The sequence below is a fragment of the Kineococcus rhizosphaerae genome, from assembly GCF_003002055.1.
Taxonomy (GTDB): Bacteria; Actinomycetota; Actinomycetes; order Actinomycetales; family Kineococcaceae; genus Kineococcus; species Kineococcus rhizosphaerae.
In genome coordinates, this window is the sequence record NZ_PVZF01000001.1 from 869,484 (window position 1) to 894,184 (window position 24,701).

The window sequence follows — 24,701 nt, forward strand, 5'->3', positions numbered from 1 at the left end:
TCCCGCGACGAGGGGTCCGGTGGGCTGACCCCCTGTGGCGGGCCTCACCCCCGCCGCCCGGGGGCAGCGGTCACCGGTCGTCACGGCGTGGTGTTGTCAGCTGACGAGTCTGCCACAGACGACGTCACCGGGGAGAATCCGTGATCACCCGGAGCCCACCCCAGCTCGGCCAGCACCGCCAGGTCGCGGGCGTCGCAGCGGGCCGGGTCGAGACCGGCCAGCACGTCGGGACGACGGGAGGCGGTGCGCCGCAACGCCTCGTCGCGCCGCCAGCGGTCCACGGCCCCGTGGTCACCCCCGGCCAGGACGGCCGGGACGTCGAGCCCGCGCCACGTCGCCGGTTTGGTGTAGGCGGGGTGCTCCAGCAGCCCGTCGTGCTCGGGGGCGTGGCTCTCCTGCGTCAGCGACGCCGCGTTCCCGATGACGCCGGGCACGAGGCGGACGACGGCCTCGGTGATGGCGAGCACCGCGACCTCGCCGCCGTTGAGCACGTAGTCCCCCAGCGACACCTCCCGCACCCGCAGGCGCGTCCGGTAGTGCTCGACGACGCGGGCGTCGATGCCTTCGTAGCGGCCGCAGGCGAAGACGAGCCACGGCTCGGCCGCGAGCTCGACGGCCGCGCGCTGGCTGAACACCTCCCCCACGGGCGAGGGGACGACGAGGACGGGGCCCTCGTCGCGGGCCCCGGCCGGGGGGTCGGCGAGGACCGCGTCGAGCGCCTCGCCCCACGGCTCGGGTTTCATGAGCAGGCCGGCGCCCCCGCCGTACGGGGTGTCGTCGACCGTGCGGTGCCGGTCGTGGGTGTGCTCGCGCAGGTCGTGGACGCGCACGTCGAGCAGACCCTGGGTCTGCGCCTTGCCGATGAGCGAGAGCTGCAGCGGGGCCAGGTACTCCCCGAAGATCGAGACGACGTCCAGCCTCACTGGTCCGGGTCCCCCGGCAGCTCGACGAACAGACCGCCCGGGGGGTTCAGGACGACCTTGCGGCGGCGCACGTCGACGGTCGGGACGATGGCCCGCACGAAGGGCACGAGCACCTCGCGCCCGTCGGTGCCGGTGACGACCAGGACGTCCTGGGCGTTGCCCGTCAGAAGGTCGGCGACGACGCCGAGGGGTGTGCCCGTGATCGTCACGGTCGCCATGCCCCGCAACTGGTGCGGGTACCACGCGTCGTCGGTCTCCTCGGCCTCGTCGTCGACGTCGACGAGCAGGAGGGTGTCGCGCAGCCCCTCGACGGCCGTGCGGTCGGTGACCTCGGTGAAGGTCAGCAGGAGCGTGCCGTTGTGCCAGCGCGCGGACGCCACCGTCAGCTGCCCCCGGGCGGGGTCGGTGCGCAGGACGGCACCGGGGACGAACCGCTCGTCGGGGTCGTCGGTGCGGACCTCGACGGTGACCTCACCCTTCACCCCGTGCGGGCGCCCGATGCGGGCGACGACGTACTCCACGTCACAACTCCAAGGTCTCGGAACGACGGAACGCCGGGACCGCGGAAGCGGCCCCGGCGTCCCGGGTGGTGCTGGTCCTCAGCGCCGGTCCACGTCGACGAGGTCGACGCGCACCTGCTTGCCTCCGGCGAGGGCACCGACGACGGTGCGCAGCGCCTTGGCCGTCCGACCCGCGCGGCCGATGACCCGGCCCAGGTCGTCCGGGTGCACGCGAACTTCGAGCACCGCACCGCGGCGCAACGTCTTCGACGTCACCTGCACGTCGTCGGGGTGACCGACGATGCCGCGCACGAGGTGCTCGAGAGCGTCCGCGAGCACCGGATCAGTTCTCTTCGGCCGGGGTCTCGGCAGCGGCGGCGGGCGCCTCGGCCGGGGTCTCGGCGGTCTTCGCGGCGCCACCGGCGGGGATGCGCGGGGGCTTGGTGTTGGCGGCCGGGACCCGGTAGGTGCCCTCGGTGCCGGGCAGGTTCTTCTTGAACTTCTGCCAGTCGCCCGTGACCTTCAGCAGCGCGGTGACCTGCTCGGTCGGCTGCGCGCCGACGCCGAGCCAGTACTGCGCGCGCTCGGACTTGATGTCGATGGTCGAGGGGTCGGTCATCGGGTTGTAGAGCCCGATCTCCTCGATCGCGCGACCGTCGCGCTTGCTGCGCGAGTCGGCGACGACGACGCGGTAGAACGGTGCACGGATCTGGCCCATGCGCTTGAGGCGAATCTTGACAGCCACGGTGTGGGGTGTCTCCCGGTTCTGGAGTGGCGGACGGAACGACCTGGTGTGGGGACGCCGGGCCGAGCTGTCCAAGGACGCGCACGTCCCGGGTGAGAGGGTCCCTGGACGAACGAGTGCCCGTCCATCATGCCAGAGGTCGTGCACCCTCCACGACACGGCCGCGCAGCACCACCCGGGGGTCGCGCAGCACGCCCAGGTCCCGCCGCGGGTCCCCGTCGAGCACCAGCAGGTCGGCCGGTGCCCCCTCCTGCAGCCCGGGGTGCCCCAGCCAGCGGCGCGCCGACCACGTCGCGGCGTCCAGCGCCGCGGTGCGGGTCAGCCCCGCGGCCACGAGTTCGTGGAGCTCGTCGACGACCAGCCCGTGCGGCAGGACGCTGCCGGCGTCCGTCCCGGCGAACAACGGGACGCCGGCCTCGTGCAGGGCGGCGACGTTCTCGTACCGCCGCGCGTGCAGCGTCCTCACGTGCGCCGCGTAGGTCGGGAACTTCGGCTCACCCCGGTCGGCGATGCCGGGGAACGTCGCGATGTTCACCAGTGTCGGCACCACGGCGACCCCGGCGGCGGCCAGCCGGGGCAGGACGTCCGCCGACAGGCCCGTGCCGTGCTCGATGCCGTCGACCCCCGCCGCGAGCAGGTCCTCGACGCCGTCCTCGCCGAACTGGTGGACGGTGACGCGCGCACCGAGCTCGTGCGCCGCGGACACCCCCGCGGCGAGCACGTCGGCCGGCCAGCACGGCGCCAGGTCCCCGGTGGTGCGGTCGATCCAGTCGCCGACGAGCTTGACCCAGCCGTCGCCGCGGCGGGCCTCGACGCGGACGTGCTCGACGAGGTCCTCCGGTTCGATCTCGTGGGCGAGCCCGCGCAGGTACCGCCGGGTCCGGGCGAGGTGCCGGCCGGCGCGCACGATGCGCGGCAGGTCCTCGCGCTCGTCGATCCAGCGCGTCTGCGAGGCCGACCCCGCGTCGCGCAGCAGCAGCGCCCCGGCGGCGCGGTCCGCGAGCGCCTGGGCCTCGCTGACCTCGTCGGGCACCTGGCCGTGCGGCCCGATGCCGACGTGGCAGTGGGCGTCGACGAGACCGGGGACGACCCAGCCCGCCAGCGTCGCCGAGACCGAGGAGGGCCGGGTGAACGTCAGCCGGTCCCCCACGACCCACGCCTGGTCCACCACCTCGTCCGGGCCGGTCAGGACCGGCCCGGTGAGGTGGATCGTCACTTCCCGAGGTACTTGTCGAAGCCCTTCGGCAGGTTGAGGTCGGCGGGGTCGAACCCCTGCGACGGGTCGGGCAGCCCGAAGGCCGAACCGGGCTGCGCCGCAGCCCGTTCGGAGGCCTCGGCCTGCTGCTGGGCGCGCTTGGCGGGGTTGCCGCTCTTGGCCTTCTTGCCCTTGGAGGCCGCGATGCGCGCCTTCTGCTTCTTGGAGGCACCGCCCCCGGCCCCGCCGGGCATGCCCGGGATGCCGGGCAGCCCACCGCCGCCGAGGCCGTTCTTCAGCGAGCGCATCATCTTCTGCGCCTGCCCGAAGCGTTCGAGCATGTCGTTGACCGAGGAGACGCTCTGCCCGCAGCCGGCGGCGACGCGGGCGCGGCGCGACCCGTTCATGATCTTCGGCTGACGGCGTTCCAGCGGCGTCATGGACCGGACCATGGCCTCGATGCGGTCGAACTCGCGCTCGTCGAACGCGTCGAGCTGCTGGCGCATCTGCGCCATGCCCGGCAGCATCCCGAGCATCTTCTTCAGCGAGCCCATGTTGCGGACGGCCTGCAGCTGCTGCAGGAAGTCGTCGAGGGTGAAGTCCTCGTCGGCGGCGAACTTGGCCGCCATGGCCTGCGCCTGGTCGGCGTCGAACGCCTTCTCGGCCTGCTCGATGAGCGACATGACGTCGCCCATGTCGAGGATGCGCGAGGCCATCCGGTCGGGGTGGAACAGCTCGAAGTCGTCGAGCTTCTCGCCCGTGGAGGCGAACATGACGGGCTGGCCCGTGACGTGGCGCACCGACAGGGCCGCACCACCGCGGGCGTCGCCGTCGAGCTTGGTGAGCACCACCCCGTCGAAGCCGACGCCGTCGCGGAACGCCTCGGCGGTGGCGACGGCGTCCTGGCCGATCATGGCGTCGAGGACGAACAGCACCTCGTCGGGCCGGACGGCGGCGCGGATGTCGATGGCCTGCTGCATCATCTCGGCGTCGACGCCGGTGCGGCCGGCGGTGTCGACGACGACGACGTCGTAGTGGTGGCGCTTGGCGTGCTCGATGCCGCGCTCGGCGACCGAGACGGGGTCGCCCACGCCGTTGCCCGGTTCGGGGGCGAAGACGTCGACCCCGGCGCGCTCACCGGTGATCTGCAGCTGGTTGACGGCGTTGGGGCGCTGCAGGTCGCAGGCCACGAGCAGCGGGCGGTTGCCGTTGCCCTTCAGCCAGCGGCCGAGCTTGCCGGCCAGCGTCGTCTTCCCGGCGCCCTGCAGGCCGGCGAGCATGATGACGGTCGGCGGGTTCTTGGCGAACCGCAGCCGGCGGGTCTCACCGCCGAGGATGCCGACGAGCTCCTCGTTGACGATCTTGACGACCTGCTGGGCCGGGTTCAGGTGGCCCACGACCTCCGCGCCGGTCGCGCGCTCGCGGATGCGGGTGGTGAAGTCCCGGACGACGGGCAGGGCGACGTCGGCGTCGAGCAGCGCCCGGCGGATCTCCCGCACGGTCGCGTCGACGTCGGCTTCGGTCAGCCGCCCCTTGCCGCGCAGCGACTTGAACGTGGCGGTGAGGCGGTCGGAGAGCGTGGCGAACACCCCGACAGCCTAACCGCCCCCGCCGCCCGTTCCCGGGCGCTCGGGACCGGGACCACCCCGGGACTGCCCCCGGACTACCCCGGGACCTCCGCCGCGTCCGACAGCGCCTGGATCGCCATGGCCACCCGCGGGGGGCTGAGCCGCTGCCCCGACGGCTCGGCCAGGTAGAGCACGTCCACCGCCTGCGCCGCGTAGGTCGCCACGTGGGCCGAGCGGATGTCGATGCCCTCCACGGCCAGCGCGCGCCCCAGGGCGTGCAGGAGCCCGGGGCGGTCGCCGCAGCGCACCTCCAGCACGGTGGCGCGTTCGGAGGCGCCGGGCAGGATGACCACGCGCGGGTGCGCCACGAGCGAGCGTCCACCGCCGGCGGGCCGGCGGGCCTGCGCGTCGCGGGCCGAGAGCCGCTCCAGCAGGGTGACGTCGCCGCCGACGATGCGGCCCAGGCTCTGCCGCAGCAGGTCCGCCGACGGCGGCTCACCGGTGGGCGACTCGACCCACCAGGAGTCGACGGCTACCCCGTCCAGCGTGCGCACCAGCGCCGAGCGCACGAGGAAGCGGTGCCCGGCCAGCAGCCCGGCCAGGTCGGCGAACAGCCCCGTGCGGTCGGGGGTGACGACGGTGACCACGAAGAACCCGTCGACCTCGCGCACGTCCACGCGGGTCTGCCCGTCGCGGGCGACGGCCGCGGCCAGGGCCTGCTCGGCGGCGTCGAACGGGGCCGGGCCGGGCGCCTCCTCCCCCGCGAGGGACTTCGTGGCCCGGGCCACGAGGTCGTCGACGAGCCGGGCCCGCCACGGGGACCAGGCCGTGGGGCCGGCGGCGCGCGCGTCGGCCTCGGTGAGGGCGCGCAGCAGCTGCAGGGTCTCCAGGCGCCCCCCGGTGGCCTCGACGAGCGCGGCGACGGTCTGCGGGTCGTCGGGGTCGCGGCGGGTGGCGAGGTCGACGAGGGTCAGGTGCTCGAGCACGAGGCGGCCGATCACGTCGACGTCGTCGGCGTCCAACCCGGTCCGGCGCGCGACGGCACGCGCCAGGGGGGCGCCCGTGCGCGAGTGGTCCTGGGCGCCGGGGACCTTGCCGAGGTCGTGGGTCAGGGCCGCCAGCAGCAGCAGGTCGGGCCGTTCGACCTCGCGCAGGAACGGCCCGGCGGCCACGGCCGTCTCGATGAGGTGGCGGTCGACCGTCCAGCGGTGGACCGCGTTGCGCTGCGGCCGGTTGCGCACGGGCGACCACTCGGGGATCCAGCGCTCGACGAGCCCGACCATGTCGAGGGACTCCCACACGGGCACCTGGGCGGGACCGGCGGCGAGCAGCTCCAGCAGGGCCTCGCGGGCGGGCGCCGGCCACGGCTCGGGCAACGGCGGGCAGGTGGAGACGAAGTGCTCCAGGGTCACCGGCGACAGGGGCAGCCCGGTGCGCACGGCGGTCGCGGCGGCCCGCAGGGGCAGCACGGCGTCCTCGGCGGGGCTGACCCCGCCGCCCAGGACGATCTCGCCGTCGTGCTCGACCAGTCCGTGCCCCAGCGAGCGCAGCTGGGGGCGCCGGCCCTGGGCCCGGAACCGGCGCGTCGGCATCGACTGCCGGGCGCGCCGGGTGGTGAGGTCGACGGCCGAGGAGATGGTCCGGGCGGCCTGGGCGAGCGTGGCGAGCATGAGGTCGGCGTCGGCGTAGCCGCACACCACGGCGGTGGCGTCCTGCTCGGGCAGGACCAGGCGGTCGCCGGGCCGTCCGGAGGAGGCCTGCAACCCGTCGCGGACGTCGAGCAGGACGGTGTGCGCCTCGTCGACGGCACCGTGCGGGCGGTCGGTGAGCCAGCTCGCGGCCAGGGCGCGCAGCGTGATCGCGTCGCGCAGGCCGCCGCGGGCCTCCTTCAGGTCCGGTTCGAGCAGGTAGGCCAGTTCCCCGAACCGGGCGGCCCGCTCGGCCAGGGAGTCGAGGACCTGCGGCAGCCGGCGGCGGGCCCCGGCGCGCCAGTCGTCGAGCAGGGCACCGCGGGTGCGCGCGACGAGCCCGCCGTCACCGGCCACGACCCGCAGGTCCAGCAGACCGGTGGCCGCGGCGAGGTCGGCCGCGGCGACCTCGCGGCACTCCTTGGTGGTGCGCACGGAGTGGTCCAGGCGCAGCCCGTTGTCCCACAGCGGGTACCAGATCCGGTCGGCGAGCGCGGCGACGTCCTCGCGCGGCAGGGTCCGGCCGTCGTGGACGAGCACGAGGTCCACGTCGCTGGCGGGTCCGGCGTCGCGGCGGGCCAGGGAGCCCACGCACGCCAGGGCCACGCCCTCGCGCAGCTCGCCGAAGGGTTCGACGGCCTGGTCCCACACGTCGCGCAGCCGGGACTCGACGAGCTGGACCAGCTCGGCGCGGCGGTGCGGGCCGGGACGACCGGCCCGCACCGCCAGCGCGAGTCGTTCGGTGCGCAGGTCCGCGCTCAGCGGTCCTCCCCGAACGAGGGACGGTTCACAGCGCGTCGGGGCCGTGCTCGCCGGTGCGCACGCGCACGACGTCGTCGACCGGCTGGGTCCACACCTTGCCGTCGCCGATGCGCCCGGTCTGGGCGCTCTTGACGACGACCTCGACGACGTCGTGGACGTCCAGGTCGTCCACGAGGACCTCGACGCGGACCTTGGGCACGAGGTCGACGGTGTACTCCGCGCCCCGGTAGACCTCGGTGTGACCGCGCTGGCGGCCGTACCCGGAGGCCTCGGAGATGGTGATCCCCTGGATGCCGTAGGCCTCCAGCGCGGACTTCACGTCGTCGAGCTTGTGCGGCTTGATGATGGCGGTGAGCAGCTTCACAGCGAGACCTCCGAGTTGCCGGATGCGTGACGGGCGTCGGTCGGGCGGCTCGGCGAACCGACCACGCGACCACCACCGGCGGTCAGCGTGCCCCAGTCGTAGGCGGACTCGGCGTGCTCGACCTGGTCGATGCCGGCCACCTCGTCCTCCTCGTCGATGCGGAAGCCCATCGTCTTCTGGATGACGGTGCCGATGATCCAGGTGAGCACGAAGGAGAAGACCAGCATCGCGACGGCACCGACGCACTGGCGCCACAGCTGGTCCACGCCGCCGCCGAAGAACAGGCCGCTGACGCCGTTGGGCGCCTTGTCCGTGGCGAAGAAGCCGACGGCGACGGTGCCCCAGAGCCCACCGACGAGGTGGACGCCGACGACGTCGAGGGAGTCGTCGTAGCCGAGCTTGTACTTCAGGCCGACCGCCAGGGCGCACAGGACACCGGCGATGGCGCCGACGATCAGCGCGCCGACCGGGTTCAGGGCGCCGCAGGCGGGGGTGATGGCGACGAGGCCGGCCACGGCGCCGGAGGCGGCACCCAGGGAGGTGGCGTGACCGTCGCGGATCTTCTCGGTGAGCAGCCAGCCGAGCATGGCGGCGGCGGTGGCGCCGAAGGTGTTGACCCACACGACGGCGGCGGAGTTGCCGGAGGTGACGGCCGAACCGGCGTTGAAGCCGAACCAGCCGAACCACAGGATGCCGGCGCCGAGCATGACCAGGGGCAGGTTGTGCGGGCGCATGGGGTCGCGGGCGAAGCCCTTGCGCTTGCCGAGGACCAGCGCTAGGGCCAGACCGGCCGCACCGGCGTTGATGTGGACGGCGGTCCCGCCGGCGTAGTCGATGGCCTTGAGGTTGTTGGCGATCCAGCCGCCGACGTACGTGTCGGAGGAGAACGCGAAGACCCAGTGCGCGGCCGGGAAGTAGACGACGGTCGCCCAGACCGCGGCGAAGACCATCCACGCGCCGAACTTCGCGCGGTCGGCGATGGCGCCGGAGATCAGGGCGACGGTGATGATGGCGAAGACGGCCTGGAACCCGACGAACGCCGTGACCGGCAGCGTGCCGGACAGGTTCCCGTCACCGATGAGGCCGTTGAGGCCGAAGTACTGGAACGGGTTCCCGAGCAGACCGCCTCCGAGGTCGTCGCCGAAGGCGACCGAGTACCCGTAGAGGATCCACAGGACCCCGATGAGCCCCATGGAACCGAAGCTCATCATCATCATGTTCAGGACGGTCTTGGCGCGGACCATGCCGCCGTAGAAGAGCGCGAGACCGGGAGTCATCAGCAGCACGAGCGAGGCGCTGGTGAGGATCCAGGCGGTGTCACCGGTGTCCATGGGCAACGGGCCTTCCGCAGGGCCGGCGAACCGGCGGGGGGCTGGAGAGGGGCGGGGCGAACGAGGTCAAAGGTGACCTGACCGCGTTACAGCCCGTCGTTGCCCGTGTTTCGCCCGTGTGACGACGACGCCCGCCGTGTGAACTTCGCGTTACGCGGACGCTCAGCTGAGCAGAGCGTCGACGAACGCCTCCGGCTCGAACGGCGCGAGGTCGTCGGCGCCCTCCCCCAGGCCCACGAGCTTGACGGGCACGCCCAGCGAGCGCTGCACCGCGACGACGATCCCGCCCTTGGCGGTGCCGTCGAGCTTGGTCAGCACGATGCCGGTCACGTCGACGACCTCGGAGAACACCGCCGCCTGCCGCAGGCCGTTCTGCCCGGTCGTGGCGTCCAGGACGAGCAGCACCTCGTCGACGGGCCCGTGCCGCTCCACGACGCGCTTGACCTTGCCCAGCTCGTCCATGAGGCCGACCTTGTTCTGCAGCCGGCCGGCGGTGTCGATGAGCACGACGTCGACCTCGGCCTCGATCCCCTGCTTGACGGCGTCGAAGGCCACGGCGGCGGGGTCGGCGCCGTCGCGGTCCGAGCGCACCGTGGGCACCCCCACGCGCTCGCCCCAGGTGGCCAGCTGCTCGGCCGCGGCCGCGCGGAACGTGTCGGCGGCGCCGAGGACGACGTCCTTGTCCTGCGCGACGAGCATGCGGGCGATCTTGCCGACGGTCGTGGTCTTGCCGGTGCCGTTGACGCCCACGACCATGACGACCGCGGGGCGCTCACCTGCCGGCCCGACCTGGCGCTCGATCGTCAGGGAACGGTCGACGTCGGTGCCGATGGCGGCCAGGAGCTCGTCCTTCAGCATGCCGCGCAGGTGCTCGGGGTCGCGGGTGCCGAGGACCTTCACGCGTTCGCGCAGGGCGTCGACGATGCGGGTGGTCGGTTCGAAGCCGATGTCGGCCAGCAGGAGCGTCTCCTCGACCTCCTCCCACGTCGCCTCGTCGAGGGTGTCGCGCGACAGCAGGGCCAGCAGGCCCTGGCCGAGGGCGGAGTTGGAGCGGGCGAGGCGTTCGCGCAGCCGGACGAGCCGGCCGAGGACGGGAGCGGGCCGGTCGACGATGGGCCCTTCGGGCAGGTCGACGTCCTCGACCGTGCGGGTGGCGCTGTCGCGCGGGACCTCGGCGTCGTCCCCGACGCCCGGCAGGTGGTCCTCGTCGTCGCGCGCGCCCGTCGCCAGGCCGTTCTGGCGCGCGGGCCGGGGCGGCAGGGACCGGCGCCGGCGGGGCCGGACGAAGCCGACCACCGCGCCCACCGCCGCGAGGGCGATGACCACGATGAGGCCGATGACGATCTCGAGGGTCTCCACGAGCCCCGATCTTCCCAGACCCGGGCCCGGTCACGCGCCCGGACCTCGTGCCTGGACCTCGTGCCCGGACCTCGTGCCCGGACCTCGCGCCGCGGGTCAGCGGGCCTGCGCGGCCCCGTGGTCGTCGCGCGCGGCGCGGTGCGCGTGCCGCTGGGCCTCCAGGCGCTGGGCGAGCTGGGCGGCGGCGCGGTCGCGGTGGTGCCGCAGGACCGGCAGGAGCCGTTCGGCGGTGGCGTCGATGCGGGCCATCGTGCGGCTGCCGCGCCGTCTGAGCGTCGGGGCGGCCACCGACAGGAGCACGACGAGCGCGAGGCCCACCGTGACCGCGAACGTGACCAGCAGGGTCGTCAGCATCTCCAGCTCCTCACCACGGGCTCCACCTTGCCCCGCTGGTCACGCCCGCACCACTCCGCCCACGCCGTCGTCACCACCCCGTGATCGGATGCTCACCGACCTGTCACCCGGCGTGCGACCGGCCCGTCACCCGGCGGCAGGCTGCCCCTCGCGCAGGCGCTGGCTGACGACGGTGCTGATGCCGTCGCCGCGCATGGTGACGCCGTACAGGGCGTCGGCGATCTGCATCGTCCGCTTCTGGTGGGTGATGATGATCAGCTGGCTCGTGGCGCGCAGCTCCTCGAACAGGGTGATGAGCCGCGACAGGTTCGCGTCGTCGAGCGCGGCCTCCACCTCGTCCATGACGTAGAAGGGGCTGGGGCGCGCGCGGAAGATCGAGACGAGCATGGCCACGGCGGCCAGCGAGCGCTCGCCCCCGGACAGCAGCGACAGGCGCTTGACCTTCTTGCCCGCGGGGCGCGCCTCGACCTCGATGCCCGTGGCGAGCATGTCGCCCGGGTCGGTCAGCACGAGCCGTCCCTCTCCGCCGGGGAACAGCCGCGGGAACACCTCCTCGTACTGCTGCGCCACCTCCGCGAACGCCTCGGCGAACACCCGCTCGACGCGTTCGTCGACCTCCTTGACGATGTCGAGCAGGTCCTTGCGGGAGTTCTTGAGGTCGTCGGACTGCGTGACGAGGAACTGGTGGCGCTCCTCCATCGCCGCGTACTCCTCCAGCGCCAGCGGGTTGACCTGGCCCAGCTGGGACAGGGCGCGCTCGGCCGCGCGGCGGCGCTTGTCCTGCTCGGCCCGCACGTAGGGCCGGGGCCCGGCGGGCTCGGCGGGCTCGGGGTCGCCGGGGGCCGGCGGCGAGGGCGGGACCGGCTGGTGGGGGCCGAACTCGTCGACGAGGACGTCGGGGTCGGTGCCGAGCTCGGCCAGGGACCGCTCGCGCAGCTGGTCGATCTTCCACCGCTGCTGGGCGCGGGCGACCTCGTCGGCGTGCCGGGTGTCACCCAGGCGCTGCTGCTCGGCCTTCAGCGACTCCACCGCGCGCCGGGCGCCGGTGACCTCCTCGTCGAACTGCAGCCGGGCGGCCTCGGAGGCCTCGCGCAGGCGCGCGGCCTGGGCGTGGGAGGACTCCCAGGCGGCCAGGGCCCGCGCGGCCCCCGCGTGGACGGCGGTGGCGACGCGGGACTGCTCGGCGCGCCGGGCCCGGCGGATCGCGGCCCGTTCACGGGCGGCGAGCTCCTCGGCGGCCTGCCGTTCCAGGGCGTCGGCGCGGCCGGCGAGGGCCCGGGCCCGTTCCTCGGTGGTGCGCAGCGCGAGCCGGGCCTCGGTCTCGGTCCGGCCGAACCCGCGGGCGACCTCGGCGAGCCGGTCGCGCTCGTCGGTGGAGACGTCGCCGTCCTCGGCCGGGGCCGCGGCGGCGGCCTCGAACCGCGCGCTGAGCTCGGCCAGCTCCCCGCGGTCGGTCTCGAGGCGCTCGGCGACCTGCGCCCGGGTGGCGCGGAGGCGGTCGGCCTCGGCCGCGGCCGAGCGCACGGCGGCCCCGAGCTGGCCGAGCTGCTCGGCGACGGCGTTCATCCGGGCGTCGGAGTCGTGCAGCCGGTCCAGGGCGGCCTCGACCCGCTCGGCGGCGGCCTCGCGCTCGGTCCGGGCCTGGCCGAGGGCGAACTGCGCGCGCTGGGTGCGGTGCTCGGCGCCCGACAGCGCTTCGGTCGCCTCGTCGACGGCGGCCTGGACCTGCAGCAGGCTCGGCGTGGACGACGAACCGCCCGCGGCGAGGTGGGCGCCGAGCAGGTCGCCGTCCCGCGTGACGGCCACGAGACCGGGGGCGGACCCGACGAGGCGCTGCGCCGCGGCGAGGTCCTCGACGACGACGACGTGCGCGAGCAGCCGCGCCAGCGCCGGGCGCAGGTCGGCGGGCGCGGTGACGAGGTCGAGGGCCGCGCGGGACCCGGCGGGGGCCGCCACGGTGGACCCGGCCCCTTCGTCGGCGGCCGCGGAGGCCACGGAGGCCACGGAGGCCACGGAGGCCACGAGCATCGCGGCGCGGCCGGCGTCGTCGGCCTTGAGGTGCTCGATGGCGCGGGCGGCGTCGGCCGCGGAGGACAGCGCGACGGCGTCGGCCGTGGACCCCAGGGCCGCGGCGACCGCCTGCTCGTAGCCGGGCTCGACGCTCAGCAGCGCCGCGACCGACCCCAGGACACCGGAGAGGGCGGGGCCGGCGGCCAGCAGCGCCCCGGCCCCGTCCTTGCGGGCCAGGCCGATCTCGAGGGCCTCCTTGCGCGCGGCCCAGGCGGCTCGCTCGCGCTCGGCGGCCTGCAGCTCGGTGCGGGCGGCCTCGTGCGCGGCCTCGGCCGCCTCGAGCTGCCCGGCGGCGGCCTCGTGCTCGGCGTCCAGCCCCTCCTCGCCCTCCTCGACGCCCGCGACCTGCGTCTCGAGGGCCGTGAACTCCGACTGCGCCTCCTGGCGGCGCCGCTCGGCGTCGGCCAGCGACCCCGACAGGCGTTCCAGCTCGGCCTCGCCGGCCTCCACGCGGGAGGTCCGGGCGGCGACCTGGCCGCCGAGGCGGGCCAGTCCCTCGCGGCGGTCGGCGGCCGCGCGCAGCGCCGCGGCGACGCGCTGGTCCTCGGCGCGGGCGGCCCGGTCGGCCTCGGCGCGGGCGGCCAGCACCTCGTCGAGGGCGGCGCGGTGGACGGCGACCTGCGCGGCGAGGTCGGCCTCCTCGGCCCGGACGCGGTCGGCGTGGGCCGCCAGCTCCTCCGGGTCGCGACGGCCGGTCTGCTCGTCCGGTTCGCCCGCCAGCAGCCGCGAGCGCTCCGCCGCGAGCGCCTGGACGCCCCGGAGCCGTTCGGCCAGCGCACCCAGGCGGTGGTGGGTCTCCACGGCCCGCGCCAGGTCCGGAGCGGCCGCGGCGGCGGCCCGCTCGGCGGCGGCCAGCCGCGCGGCGGCCTCGGCCAGGTCCGCCTCGACCTGCGCCTGCCGGGCCTTCAGGGCCGCCTCGTCGGCCTCGTCGCGCTGCAGCGAGCTGCTGGCCTGGACGAGGTCGTCGGCCAGCAGCCGCAGCCGCGAGTCGCGCAGGTCGGCCTGCACGACCTGCGCCCGCCGGGCCGCCTCGGCCTGGCGGCCCAGGGGTTTGAGCTGGCGCCGGATCTCGGTGACCAGGTCGGCGACGCGCGTGAGGTTGGCCTCCATCGCGTCGAGCTTGCGCAGCGCCTTCTCCTTGCGGCGGCGGTGCTTCAGGACGCCCGCGGCCTCCTCGATGAACGCGCGGCGCTCCTCCGGCGAGGCGTGCAGGACGGCGTCGATCTGCCCCTGGCCGACGATGACGTGCATCTCGCGGCCGATGCCGGAGTCGGACAGCAGCTCCTGGACGTCCAGCAGCCGGCACGTCTGGCCGTTGATCTGGTACTCCGAGCCGCCGGTGCGGAACATCGTGCGGCTGATCGTCACCTCGGCGAACTCGATGGGCAGGGCGCCGTCGGTGTTGTCGATCGTCAGCGACACCTCGGCCCGGCCGAGGGCGGAGCGCCCCTCCGGACCGGTGGTGCCGGCGAAGATGACGTCCTCCATCTTCCCGCCGCGCAGGCTCTTGGCGCTGCTCTCCCCCATGACCCAGGTCAGGGCGTCCAGGACGTTGGACTTGCCGGAGCCGTTCGGGCCGACCACGCACGTGATCCCCGGCTGCAGCCGCAGCGTCGTCGCGGAGGCGAACGACTTGAACCCCTTGAGGGTGAGGGTCTTCAGGTGCACGGTCGGTGAGCCTAACGAGGCGGGCGCCGTGATCCGGTGAGGCGAGCCGCAGGGGTGTCCCGCGGACCGGTGCGCCCGCTCCGTGATCATCACGACGCGGAATGACGGGAAGCGCGACACGCAATGCGCTCGATGGGTGACCGTCCGAGGTTGTACAACGGTGGAACACCTTCGCCCCGGCCGATCCCTCCCGGAAGGACCTCTGTGCCGACCCGCCCCGCCGGCCGTACCCGCCTCGCCCGCACCGCCCGTTCCCTCTCGAGCCGTCGCACGCTCCCCCGCCCCCGCCCGGCGGCCTCGCCGCTCGTGGCCGGCGCCCAGGACGTGCCGATCAGGCTGCTGGTCACCCTGGCCCTGCTGTGCGCCATCGGTCCCTTCGCCGTCGACATGTACCTGCCGACGTTCCCGGACCTGGCCACCGACCTGTCGACGAGCGCCGCGCACGTCCAGCTCACGCTCACGACGTTCATGCTCGGGATGGCCGCCGGCCAGCTCGTCCTCGGGCCGCTGTCCGACCGCCTCGGCCGCCGCCGCCTCCTGCTCGCCGGCACCCTGGTGACCTTCCTCGCCGGTGTCGTGTGCACCCTGACGCCCTCGATCGCCGTGCTCGTCGTCGCCCGCCTCGTGCAGGGCGTCGCCGGGGCCGCCGGGGTCGTCATCGGCCGCGCCGTCGTGGCCGACCTCGCCACCGGGCGCGCCGCGGCCCGGGCCTTCTCGACCCTCGGCGTCATCGGCGGCGTCGCCCCCGTCGTGGCCCCGCTGCTCGGCGGGCTCGTCGCCGGCCACGGCGGCTGGCGCGGCATCTTCGGCGTCACCGCCGTGGCCGCCCTCGTCATGGTGGTCGCCGCCTACTTCGTCGTGCCCGAGACGCTGCCCCGCGAGCGCCGCCACGCCGGCGGTGTCCGCGACGTCGTCGTCACCGGCCGCGCCGTGCTGTCCCGGCGCGGGTACGTCGGCTACGTCGGCACCCTCGTCCTCGTCTTCGGCACCGTCTTCTCCTACGTCTCCGCCTCGCCGTTCGTCCTGCAGAACGTCGTCGGCCTCTCGACGGGCACCTACTCGCTGGTCTTCGCGACCAACGCCCTCGGCATCGCCGCGGGCGGGGCCGTCTCCACCCGGGCGCTGCGCCGCCACTCCCCCGTGCGGGTCCTGACCACGGGCGTGCTGATCCAGCTCGCCTGCGCCGCGGGGCTGTTCACCACCGTCCTGGCCTTCGACGCCTGGACCCCCGCCGTCCTCGTGCTGCTGTGGGTCAACGTCTTCAGCTGCGGCCTGATCTTCGGCAACGCCACGGCGCTCGCGGCCGACGAGGTGCGGTTCGCCTCGGGGACGGGGTCGGCGCTGCAGGGTGCGCTGCAGTTCACGATCGGCGCGCTCGTCTCCCCGCTGGTGGGGCTGGCCGGTGAGCACTCGGCGGTGCCGATGGTGACGATGATGCTGACCTGCACGGGCCTGGCGAGCGTGATGCTGTTCGCCGTCGCCCGGCCGGCCACCCGGGCGCACGCGGCCACGGTGGTCACGGACTAGGGCACGCCCCGCCGCCTCGGCGCGGGGGGGTCGGCGCTCGCGTGGACGACCTCACGGTCGTGGGCCGCGGACGTGGGCACGGCGATCGAGGTGGTGCCGGGTACCGTCCCCGGTGCTGGTGCAGCCGTCATCCGCCCAGCCCATCAAGATGTCGCCGACACGTGTCGAATCTGATGCGGTGACCCGTGACACCCCGTTGCACACCTGGCTCGAACCGGACATCACCGGCACCTTCCGCCGCGAGACGGCCCGGGCGCTGCCGATCGTCGGTGCGGGTCTGGCCGTGCTGTACGGCGTCTACCTGGCGGCCTCGCTCCTGGCGACGGCACGTGGGCTCAACCCCGCGCCGTGGCAAGCGGTCCGCTTCGGGCTCAGCGCCGCCGCGGTGGCCGCCGTGGGGGCCGCGTCGCGCCCGCGACGGGACCGTCGCGAGAGTCACGTGCACGCCCTCGCGGGCGTCATGTGCCTCGTCCCGCTGGTCAACAGCGCCTGGCAGCTGATCGGCAGCGGGGACGCGCGGGAGTCGGTGAACCTGCTGCTCGTGGTGAGCGGGCTGGGCGCGCTGCTCCTGACAGCCCGCTGGTTCGTGCTCACCCTGGGCTGCGCCTGGGCGGGGTGGCTGTGCGCGGCCCTGCCTGCCGGCGGCGGGTTCTCGGTGTTCGGCTTCGCGCTGTTCGCCGCGAGCCTGCTGGCCACCGTCTCCTTCGTCACCCGCCGGCGCACGCTCGTCCGGCTCGAACGCGCCCGCGCCGAGGCCCAGCGCGCAGCCCTCGTCGACGCCCTGACCGGGGTCTACAACCGCCGCGGCATGGAGGTCCTGGCCCCTGCCCTGCTGCGGCGGGCGCAGAGCGGGGGCGACCTCGGCGAGGTGACCGTCGTCGCCGTCGACATCGACGACATGAAGGGCATCAACGACGTGCACGGCCACGCGGCCGGGGACGCCGCCGTCCAGGGCGCGGCCGAGGTCCTGCGCCGCTCGACCCGGCTGCACGACGTCGTGGCCCGCACCGGCGGCGACGAGTTCATCGCCCTGCTCGACGCCCCGGCGGGGGCCGGGGTCCAGCAGCGGATCCTGGACAACCTCGCCACCCGGGTCGCGCGCGGCGGCGAACCGTTCCACCTGGAACTCTCCGTGGGCACGGTCACCCTGCCCGCGACCGTCGGGCTCGCCGACCTGCTCGGGGCGGCCGATGCTGCGATGTACCAGATCAAGCAGCGGCGGCGGGCAGCCCGGGGCGGCCGCCCCCGACCCGGCGCGGCGGCACCCGGTGCGGTGGTGGTCGCCGGGTAGGGGCGGGACCGGGGTGCGCGGGCGGCGATCACGCCCTCCGTCCCCGTGGTCGGCGGCGCGGTCTCAGCCGGTCGCGAACCCCTCGGTGCCCTCGGCGGGCCCCCAGTGGTCGCTGACCCGGGTGACCCGCCCGGGGCGTCCGTGCGTCGAGGGGTCCGAGCGCAGGCGGGACAGGAACTGGCGCAGGGCCTTGCGCTCGCCCTCGGCGACGACCTCGACGTGGCCGTCGGACAGGTTGGTCGCGCTGCCGGCCAGTCCGAGCTCGGCGGCCTGGGTCTGCACCCACCAGCGGAAGCCGACGCCCTGGACGTGACCGGTGACGAGTGCGGTGAGTCGTTCCACGCGCACAGCGTGCCTCACCGGTGCCGGGGTGTCAGGCGTACGCCGTGCCGCCGCTGATCCCGAAGAACTCCTCGAGCGTGGTGACCCGCCGCTCGGCCATCCGGGCCAGCAGGTCCGTCCCCACCCAGCGCCAGTGCCACGGTTCGGGGTCGTACCCGGTGATCCCGGTCTTGCCCTCGGGGTAGCGCTGCAGGAACCCGAAGCGGCCCGCGTTGGCCCGCAGCCACACCGACTCGCGCGTCCGGCCGAAGCAGTTCTCCAGCTGGCACCCGGGCGCCGAGCTGCCGCCGAAGTCGATCGCGAGCCCGGTCTGGTGCTCGCTGTACCCGGGTCGGGCCGACAGGCTCTCCGCGGTCTCCAGCCCGTTGCGCCGCACCGAGCTGTCGTGGACCGACTTCTGCCGCGCGTAGGACCGGTAGCCGCTGGTGATGCTCAGCGACACCCCGTCCGCCCTCGCCGCGTCGAGCAGGGCCCGCAGGTCCCCGGCGATGGAGGCTGCGACCTCCTTGCCGCCCACGACGGCCAGGGCCGGTGCGTACTCCAGGGGGTCCAGGGCGTGCTGCTTGTTGACGACCACCCACGGGCTGCCGGCCTCGGTCGTCGAGGGGCCCGGCACGACGGGGGGCGCGGCGGACGGGGTGGACGTCGAGGCGGGGGCCGGCGCGGCGACGGCCGCGACGGGGTCGTGCACCGCGGGGTCGACGGCGGCGACGGTCCGGTCGGTGGTGCTCAGCCGCGACAGCAGGACCCCGCCGCTGGCGCCGGCGACGACGAGCCCGGCGAGCAGGGTCCGCCGGGCCACGACGGCCTCGTGGCTGAACCGGCGGCTGCCGTCGGGGCGCACCTCGGCGGCGAAGGGCGACCGTCGAGTCCGGACTGCGGTCATGGCCCGATCCAACCAGCGCGGCGCGCGCTGGGCACGCGCCGCGCCGGAGGCACGATCAGGCGTTCACGCTGTGCTCGCCCGCACCGAGCTCGCGCTCGCTGCCGTCGGGCAGCCGCAGCAGGGCCGTCGTGCCCTGCGGGACGGTGACGTCGACGCTGAGCGCGCCGTCCTGCTCGCGCCAGCTCACCGCGAGCCGGCCGTGCGGCGTCTCCAGCGCCCCCCTGGCCCAGCTGATCCCGCCGCCGGGCTGCGGGGCGACGAGCGACTTCGCGTACCCGGGCTCCAGCGGCGACAGGCCCGCGACGACGCGGTGCATCCAGTCCGCCACCGCGCCGAGGGCGTAGTGGTTGAAGCTCGTCATCTGGCCGGGGTTGATGGTCCCGTCGGGCAGCATCGAGTCCCAGCGTTCCCAGATCGTCGTGGCCCCCATCGTGACGGGGTACAGCCACGACGGGCAGCCCTCCTCCAGCAGCAGCTTGTACGCCTCGGCCAGGTGACCGGTCGAGGTGAGCGCGTCGGTGACGTAAGGGGTGCCCGCGAAACCGGTCGAGACGCGGTACCCCGCCTTCTCGACGACCTCGGCGAGGCGGTCGCCCGCCTTGGCCCTCAGCTCGCCGTCGAGCAGACCGAACTCGATGGCCAGGGCGTAGACGGTGGCGCAGTCCGACAGGACGGTCCCGTCCTCGGAGACGTAGTGCTGCAGGAAGGCCGTGCGCAGCCGGGCGGCGAGGGCGTCGAACTCGGCCACGTCCTCCTCCTTGCCCAGCACGCGCGCGATGTCCGCCGCCGTGCGGGCCGAGCGGAAGATCGCCGCCGTGGAGACGACGCCCTTGTCGGCTTTGGCCGCGGCCGGGTCGTCCGGCGGGGCGTCCGGGTCGAGCCAGTCGGCGAACTGGAACCCCTCGTCCCACAGGTCGGTCGGCGACAGGAGCGTGGCGACGTGGCGGACGTGGGCGGTCGCGGCCGGGTACGCCTCGGCCAGCGCGTCCCGGTCCCCGTAGGCCTGGTACAGCGTCCACGGCAGCCACACCGCGACGTCGGACCAGAAGCACGTGGAGTCGGGTTTGCCGCGCAGCTCCTTGGGCGGGGAGAACTTCAGGACGTCCGGGACGACGTACGGCGTGATGCCGTCGTTGTGGGCCTGCTCGGCGTCCAGGTCGCGCAGCCAGTCCCGCAGGAACGTCGAGACGTCGAACAGGTACGCGGCGCTGGGCCCGAAGACGGCCAGGTCCCCGGTCCAGCCGAGCCGCTCGTCGCGCTGCGGGCAGTCGGTGGGGACGTCGAGGAAGTTGCCCTTCTGACCCCACACGACGTTGCGGTGCAGCTGGTTGACGAGATCGTGGGAGCACTCGAACTCGCCCGTGCGGCGCAGTTCGGAGTGCACGACGACGGCCTCGAGGTCATCGGTCGTCAGGTCCCCGGGCCAGCCCTCGACCTCCACGTAGCGGAACCCGTGGAACGTGAACGTCGGCTCGAACGTGTCGGTGCCGCCGGAGAGCGTGAGGTGGTCGGTGGCCTTGGCCGTGCGCAGGGGCCGGGTGCCGAGCTCACCGTGCTCGAGGACCTCGGCGTGCTTGAGCGTGATGGTCGAGCCCGCGGGCCCGGTGACGGTGAACCGCAGCCAGCCGACGAGGTTCTGCCCGAAGTCCACCAGCGTCTTCCCGGACGGGGACGTGGTGACCTCGACGGCCTTGACGACCTCCTGCCGGCGGACCGGCGGACCGACGTGCTCGGTGAGCCGGGCGGTGTCGAACTCCACCTCGTGCACCCCGGACCAGCCGTCGGCCGGGCCGTCGACGGTGTCCCAGCCGGGGACGAGCAGGCGCGCGTCGACGTCCTGGCCGTCGTAGATCTCGTCGGCGGTGACGGCCGAGGCGCGGGCCTGCCACTCCGGTCCCGTCGCCACGGTCTGCCGGTGGCCGTCGGCGAAGGTGATCTCGAGCTGCGCGATCGCGCTCGGCTCGGACGCGTACAGGCCCCGGTGGCCGCTCCAGGCCAGGCGCCCGGCGGCCCACCCGTTGCCGACGGCCAGGCCCAGGACGTGGTCCCCGGCGTGGTCACCATCGTGGTCCCCGGCGGTCAGCCGCGACGTCACGTCGTGCGAGACGTACCGCAGCCGCCACTCGTAGGAGCTCCAGCCCGGCGTGAGGACGTCCTCGCCGACGAGCCCGCCGTCGAGGTGGGGTTCGACGACGCCGAGGGCGCTGACGTGCAGGACGGCCGAGGTCACCTCGCCGTGCCCGTCGTCGAGGGTGAACCGCGTGCGCAGCAGCGGGGCGTTCGGCACGTCGTCGGCGGCGATCATCGCCGCCTGCCAGCGTGGGGACATCAGCAGGTTCCTCCAGGACGGGTTTCTAGCCCTTGACGGCGCCGGACGTCATGCCGGCGACGATCTGACGGTTGAAGAACAGGTACATGATCAACGGCGGGATGGTGATGAGCAGGATGTCCATGAACAGCAGGTTGTAGGACGTGAGGTTCTGGCTCTGGAAGTTGAACAGCGTCAGCTGCACGGTCGCGTTGGCGTCGCCGGGGGCGAAGTACAGCGGGTTGGTGAAGTCGTTGAAGATGTTCACCGACTGGACCACGATGATCGTCACCGTCACCGGCCGCAGCAGCGGCAGGATGACCCGGAAGAACAGCCGGAAGGGTCCGGCGCCGTCCAGGATCGCCGCCTCGTCCAGTTCCCGCGGCACCGTGCCGAGGAAGGCGCGGAACAGCAGGATCGTGAACGAGAGGCCGTAGGCGATCTCGACGAGGATCAGGCCCGGCATCCCGCCGAACAGACCCAGCTTCTGCAGGACCCAGATCGTGGGGACCACGGCGGGCGGCATGATGAGCCCGGCCAGCACGAGGAAGTTCACCAGCCCGGTGAGCCGGGACTTGCGGCGCTGCAGGACGAACGCGACCATCGCGCCGAGGACCACCAGCGCCGTCACCGAGACGACGGTGAGGACCGTGGAGTTGATGAACGCGATGACGAGGATGTAGTCGCGCGCCTGCAGGACCGTCGTGAGGTTCTCGACGAACTGCAGGTTCCGCGGCCAGGCCAGGGCGAACTCCCCCGCCTGCTGGGAGTCCATGAGGGCGGTGGTGACGATGAACGCGAACGGCACGAGGAAGACGACGACGCTGGCCAGCACCGCGAGCCCGCCCAGGCCCCAGCGGTAGAGCGACGAGGCCGACCGGCCGTTCTGCGCCGGCTTGACCGACACCTTCCGGGGGGCCCCCACGACGGTGCTCACATCTCCACCTCCTTCTTGGACAGGAACCGCGTCAGCGGGATGACGATGGCCGTGACCGCGATGAACAGGATGACGTTGCCCGCCGTCGACAGCCCGTAGAACCCCGCCTGGTACTGCTTGTAGATCACCGACGCGATGACGTCGGAAGTGAAGCCCGGGCCGCCCTTGGTCATGGCCCAGATGAGGTCGAAGGACCGCAGACCGCCGATGAGCGAGAGCGTCACGACGGTCGACGTCGCCGGCCACGACAGCGGCAGGATGATGTTGCGGAACGTGCTCCACGCCCCGGCCCCGTCGACCTTGGCCGCCTCGCGGTACTCGTTCGGGATGGACACGATGCCCGCCATGTAGATGACGGTGGCGAGTCCGACCCCCTTCCAGATGTCGACGAGGGCCACCGAGAACAACGCCAGCGAGGGGTTGGTGAGCCAGCCGATCTGGTCGACGCCGAACACCGACAGGGCGTGGTTGATGACGCCCTTCTGGGGGTTCATGAGCACCTGGAAGGTGATCCCGACGCCCACTGTGGAGACGAGGACCGGGAAGAAGACCACCGAGCGCAGGTACCCGCGGCCGACGATCTGGGAGGTGAGCAGGATGCCGAGCGCCATCCCGAGCACCACCTTGGCGCCGGAGGTGACGACGGCGTAGACGAAGGTGTTGATGAAGCCCTTCGTCAGGGCGGGTTCGGAGAAGAACTGGGCGAAGTTGTCCAGGCCGATGAACTCGCTGGAGAAGATCGTCCACCGGGTGAGGCTGAAGTAGAACGACAGCAGGGTGGGGACCAGGAACAGGACCGCGTAGACCACCGCGGCCGGCAGGTAGAACCAGTTGGGGTACGGGCTGCGCCGGCGACGATCGCGTCGTCCCGGTCGTCCCGCGTCCGCGCGGGTCTTCCGCGGGGGGCTGCTGATCGTCGCCGACACCTCCGTCACCAGCCCGCGAGGCCGAGCTGCTGGGCCTGCTTCTCGACGTCCTGGTCGTAGAGCTTGGCCGCGTCGGCGGCCGGGGTGATGCCCGAGCCGACCTCGACGCACAGCTGCTCCAGGTTCGGACCCTTGACCGGGGACAGGAACTCCAGGGCGGGCGACTGCTTGTCGGCGTCGAAGTAGGCCTGGACGTCCTTGGTGACCTGCGGGACGTCGGCCGGCAGGGTGCAGCCCTCGACCAGGTACGGGCCGGTGGGCGGGCTGGCCTGGCTCTGGGCGTCGCAGCCGGCCGGGCTGGCGATGAAGGCCAGCAGCTTCTTGGCCGCCGTCAGCTTGGCGTCCTTGGTGGTGTTCGGGATGTAGACGGCGTTGGGGAACCAGGCCGTGAGGCCGTTGGAGGCCGCGTCGGACCCCGGCAGGGCGAAGAACCCGACGTCGTTGACCTTGTCGGGAGCCGCGGCGGCCAGCGTCGTGATGTTGCCCGACAGGATCGGGTACATCACGCCGTCGCCGTCGGCGAGCATGCGCATGCCGTCGGGGACCTTGGCCGAGGCGAAGTCGGCGTTCTCCCAGCCCTTGTCGTGGATCTCCTGCAGGTGCTGGAACCCGGCGAGGGCGACGGGGTCGGTGGCGTACTTCTTCTTGTTCGCCGTGTAGTCCTTCGCCCAGTTCTGGTCCGCGGCGGAGACGTTGTGGAAGTCGCCGAGGATGGGCAGCTGCGCGGTCCAGGTCTCGCCGTAGGTCTGGATGACGGCGGTCTTGCCGGCCGCCTTGATCGCGTCGGCGTTGGACACGAACTCCGCCCACGTCGTCGGGACCTTCAGCCCCAGCTGGTCGTAGACCTTCTTGTTGTACATGACCCCGCCGCCGAAGGCGGTGCCGTAGGGCACGCCGTAGACGTCGCTGCCGACCGAGACCTGGGGGTCGAACGCCTCGTCGACCTTGGCGACGGCGTCGTCGCCCGTGAGCTTGGTCAGGTTCTTCTCCGGGGCGATCTGCTGGAACAGGGAGCCGGAGTTGTAGTCGAAGACGTCCGGCATGCTGCCGGTCTGCAACCGGGTCTTGACCAGGTTGTCGCCGTCGGCCCCGGCCGGCTTGCCGTCGAGCTTGACGGTGACGTCCGGGTTGGCCTTCTCGAACGCCGTGACGATGCTCTTGGCGGTCGCCTGGGCGGTCTCGTCGACGCCGGTGAGCCAGGTGATGGTCGTCTTCCCGCCGGAGTCGGAGTCTGACGAGGAACCCAGGCTCCCGGCGCTGCACGCGGTGAGCGGGGCCAGCGTCAGCGCGACGGCGAAGGCGAGAAGACGCCGGGTGGGTCGGGGGTTGGTGCGTGTCACGGTTCGTCTCCTCTTCGAGACCACGGACCGGCGGCTCCGCCGGCTCTTGCACCGCCTGACACGATTCAAAGCGGCAAGCCCGAGTTTGGGGACGTCGCACGGCGCTCGTCAAGCGTTTCCAGACGACTTTTTCCCGGGCGTCCTGGCAGGTCAGACGGGACAGCGCTTTCCCAGCCCACGCCGTCACCGGGTCCCGGATCACAGCCGCATCACGGCGCCCGTCGACGGGATCGGTCCACCCTCTTGTGAAACGTGTCAAGACCGGTCTACGGTGACTGCCGTCCCCGATGGTGTGGAACGCGACACCCCGAGCAGGAGCGAACTGCCATGACGACCCCCACGACCCCCCGCGACCGCGCGCTGTCCGTGTTGCGCGAGCAGACGATCGAACTGCCCTCGTGGGCGTTCGGCAACTCCGGCACCCGGTTCAAGGTGTTCGGCACCCCCGGCACCCCCCGCGACCCGTTCGAGAAGGTCTCCGACGCCGCCCAGGTGCACCGGTACACCGGCATCGCCCCCCGCGTCTCGCTGCACATCCCGTGGGACCTGGTGGAGGACTACGGCAAGCTCGCCGCCCACGCCGCCGACCTGGGCGTCACGATCGGCATGGTCAACGC

Annotated in this window: 20 protein-coding genes and 1 pseudogene; 3 read left to right on the top strand and 18 right to left on the bottom strand. The window is 73.6% G+C overall.

Translation table 11 applies throughout. The features are described 5' to 3' along the window. Positions 1 to 80: 80 nt before the first annotated feature. The 12 genes from trmD to smc all read right to left on the bottom strand — a co-directional run bounded on the left by trmD (position 81) and on the right by smc (position 14,527). Entirely contained in the window at positions 81 to 923 is an 843-nt protein-coding gene (trmD, locus tag CLV37_RS04195) for a tRNA (guanosine(37)-N1)-methyltransferase TrmD (RefSeq protein ID WP_106207162.1), read from the bottom strand. Then, entirely contained in the window at positions 920 to 1,444 is a 525-nt protein-coding gene (rimM, locus tag CLV37_RS04200; RefSeq protein WP_106207164.1) for a ribosome maturation factor RimM, read from the bottom strand. Before rimM ends, trmD begins: the two co-directional genes overlap by 4 nt. 78 nt (positions 1,445 to 1,522) lie before the next feature. Continuing rightward, the gene (locus tag CLV37_RS04205; RefSeq protein WP_106207166.1) at positions 1,523 to 1,762 is read right to left on the bottom strand and encodes an RNA-binding protein; all 240 of its coding nucleotides are present in this window, start codon (positions 1,760 to 1,762) and stop codon (positions 1,523 to 1,525) included. 4 nt (positions 1,763 to 1,766) lie between these two features. Further along, positions 1,767 to 2,168, bottom strand: coding sequence for a 30S ribosomal protein S16 (rpsP, locus tag CLV37_RS04210; protein ID WP_106207168.1), 402 nt, complete (start codon positions 2,166 to 2,168; stop codon positions 1,767 to 1,769). A gap of 127 nt (positions 2,169 to 2,295) precedes the next feature. Beyond that, positions 2,296 to 3,384 carry an amidohydrolase family protein gene (locus tag CLV37_RS04215; protein ID WP_106207170.1) on the bottom strand — a complete coding sequence of 363 codons (1,089 nt, stop codon included), beginning with the start codon at positions 3,382 to 3,384 and terminating at the stop codon, positions 2,296 to 2,298. Continuing rightward, positions 3,381 to 4,952, bottom strand: a complete 1,572-nt coding sequence (gene ffh / locus CLV37_RS04220) for a signal recognition particle protein (protein ID WP_106207172.1) — start codon at positions 4,950 to 4,952, stop codon at positions 3,381 to 3,383. Before ffh ends, CLV37_RS04215 begins: the two co-directional genes overlap by 4 nt. A 74-nt stretch (positions 4,953 to 5,026) precedes the next feature. After that, complete coding sequence (locus CLV37_RS04225) at positions 5,027 to 7,381, bottom strand: [protein-PII] uridylyltransferase (protein WP_342762229.1); 2,355 nt, start codon at positions 7,379 to 7,381, stop codon at positions 5,027 to 5,029. A gap of 25 nt (positions 7,382 to 7,406) precedes the next feature. Beyond that, positions 7,407 to 7,745, bottom strand: a complete 339-nt coding sequence (locus CLV37_RS04230) for a P-II family nitrogen regulator (RefSeq protein ID WP_106207177.1) — start codon at positions 7,743 to 7,745, stop codon at positions 7,407 to 7,409. Continuing rightward, a complete protein-coding gene (locus tag CLV37_RS04235; protein ID WP_106207179.1) occupies positions 7,742 to 9,076 on the bottom strand; it encodes an ammonium transporter in 1,335 nt (444 codons plus the stop codon). The genes CLV37_RS04230 and CLV37_RS04235 overlap by 4 nt, the downstream gene beginning before the upstream one ends. 162 nt (positions 9,077 to 9,238) lie before the next feature. Then, positions 9,239 to 10,435 carry a signal recognition particle-docking protein FtsY gene (gene ftsY / locus CLV37_RS04240; protein WP_106207181.1) on the bottom strand — a complete coding sequence of 399 codons (1,197 nt, stop codon included), beginning with the start codon at positions 10,433 to 10,435 and terminating at the stop codon, positions 9,239 to 9,241. A gap of 96 nt (positions 10,436 to 10,531) precedes the next feature. Further along, positions 10,532 to 10,789 (bottom strand): hypothetical protein, encoded by a 258-nt coding sequence (locus CLV37_RS04245; RefSeq protein ID WP_106207183.1) that lies wholly within the window; start codon positions 10,787 to 10,789, stop codon positions 10,532 to 10,534. 126 nt (positions 10,790 to 10,915) lie between these two features. Next, positions 10,916 to 14,527 (bottom strand): chromosome segregation protein SMC, encoded by a 3,612-nt coding sequence (gene smc, locus CLV37_RS04250; RefSeq protein ID WP_106207185.1) that lies wholly within the window; start codon positions 14,525 to 14,527, stop codon positions 10,916 to 10,918. Between the two features lie 204 nt (positions 14,528 to 14,731). Here smc and CLV37_RS04255 point away from each other — a divergent pair, with 204 nt between their 5' ends. Together CLV37_RS04255 and CLV37_RS04260 are read left to right on the top strand one after the other, a co-directional pair. Then, positions 14,732 to 16,054 carry a multidrug effflux MFS transporter gene (locus CLV37_RS04255; RefSeq protein ID WP_245885234.1) on the top strand — a complete coding sequence of 441 codons (1,323 nt, stop codon included), beginning with the start codon at positions 14,732 to 14,734 and terminating at the stop codon, positions 16,052 to 16,054. Between the two features lie 178 nt (positions 16,055 to 16,232). Then, complete coding sequence (locus CLV37_RS04260; protein WP_170127042.1) at positions 16,233 to 17,345, top strand: GGDEF domain-containing protein; 1,113 nt, start codon at positions 16,233 to 16,235, stop codon at positions 17,343 to 17,345. A 63-nt stretch (positions 17,346 to 17,408) separates the two neighbouring features. On the opposite strand, the gene CLV37_RS04265 is transcribed toward CLV37_RS04260, so the two are convergent. The 6 genes from CLV37_RS04265 to CLV37_RS04290 all read right to left on the bottom strand — a co-directional run bounded on the left by CLV37_RS04265 (position 17,409) and on the right by CLV37_RS04290 (position 24,084). Next, the gene (locus CLV37_RS04265; RefSeq protein ID WP_211298349.1) at positions 17,409 to 17,687 is read right to left on the bottom strand and encodes an acylphosphatase; all 279 of its coding nucleotides are present in this window, start codon (positions 17,685 to 17,687) and stop codon (positions 17,409 to 17,411) included. A gap of 31 nt (positions 17,688 to 17,718) precedes the next feature. Then, positions 17,719 to 18,573, bottom strand: coding sequence for a M15 family metallopeptidase (locus CLV37_RS04270; RefSeq protein ID WP_146149290.1), 855 nt, complete (start codon positions 18,571 to 18,573; stop codon positions 17,719 to 17,721). A 55-nt stretch (positions 18,574 to 18,628) separates the two neighbouring features. After that, positions 18,629 to 20,902, bottom strand: a complete 2,274-nt coding sequence (locus CLV37_RS04275) for a family 78 glycoside hydrolase catalytic domain (RefSeq protein WP_106207193.1) — start codon at positions 20,900 to 20,902, stop codon at positions 18,629 to 18,631. A gap of 25 nt (positions 20,903 to 20,927) precedes the next feature. Continuing rightward, positions 20,928 to 21,731, bottom strand: coding sequence for a carbohydrate ABC transporter permease (locus CLV37_RS04280; protein ID WP_342762230.1), 804 nt, complete (start codon positions 21,729 to 21,731; stop codon positions 20,928 to 20,930). 83 nt (positions 21,732 to 21,814) lie between these two features. Continuing rightward, positions 21,815 to 22,744, bottom strand: coding sequence for a carbohydrate ABC transporter permease (locus tag CLV37_RS04285; RefSeq protein ID WP_106207520.1), 930 nt, complete (start codon positions 22,742 to 22,744; stop codon positions 21,815 to 21,817). A 5-nt stretch (positions 22,745 to 22,749) separates the two neighbouring features. Then, complete coding sequence (locus CLV37_RS04290; RefSeq protein ID WP_106207195.1) at positions 22,750 to 24,084, bottom strand: ABC transporter substrate-binding protein; 1,335 nt, start codon at positions 24,082 to 24,084, stop codon at positions 22,750 to 22,752. Positions 24,085 to 24,411: 327 nt separating this feature from the next. On the opposite strand from CLV37_RS04290, the pseudogene CLV37_RS04295 reads away from it, so the two are divergent. Next, positions 24,412 to 24,701: pseudogene (locus CLV37_RS04295) on the top strand (L-rhamnose isomerase); the annotation flags it as partial.

What these genes read in the sequence shown, in the direction of transcription:
- CLV37_RS04245 (WP_106207183.1), bottom strand. Translation starts at nt 10,789, where the DNA reads ATGCTGACGACCCTGCTGGTCACGTTCGCGGTCACGGTGGGCCTCGCG.
- CLV37_RS04270 (WP_146149290.1), bottom strand. Translation starts at nt 18,573, where the DNA reads ATGACCGCAGTCCGGACTCGACGGTCGCCCTTCGCCGCCGAGGTGCGC.
- CLV37_RS04235 (WP_106207179.1), bottom strand. Translation starts at nt 9,076, where the DNA reads ATGGACACCGGTGACACCGCCTGGATCCTCACCAGCGCCTCGCTCGTG.
- CLV37_RS04275 (WP_106207193.1), bottom strand. Translation starts at nt 20,902, where the DNA reads ATGTCCCCACGCTGGCAGGCGGCGATGATCGCCGCCGACGACGTGCCG.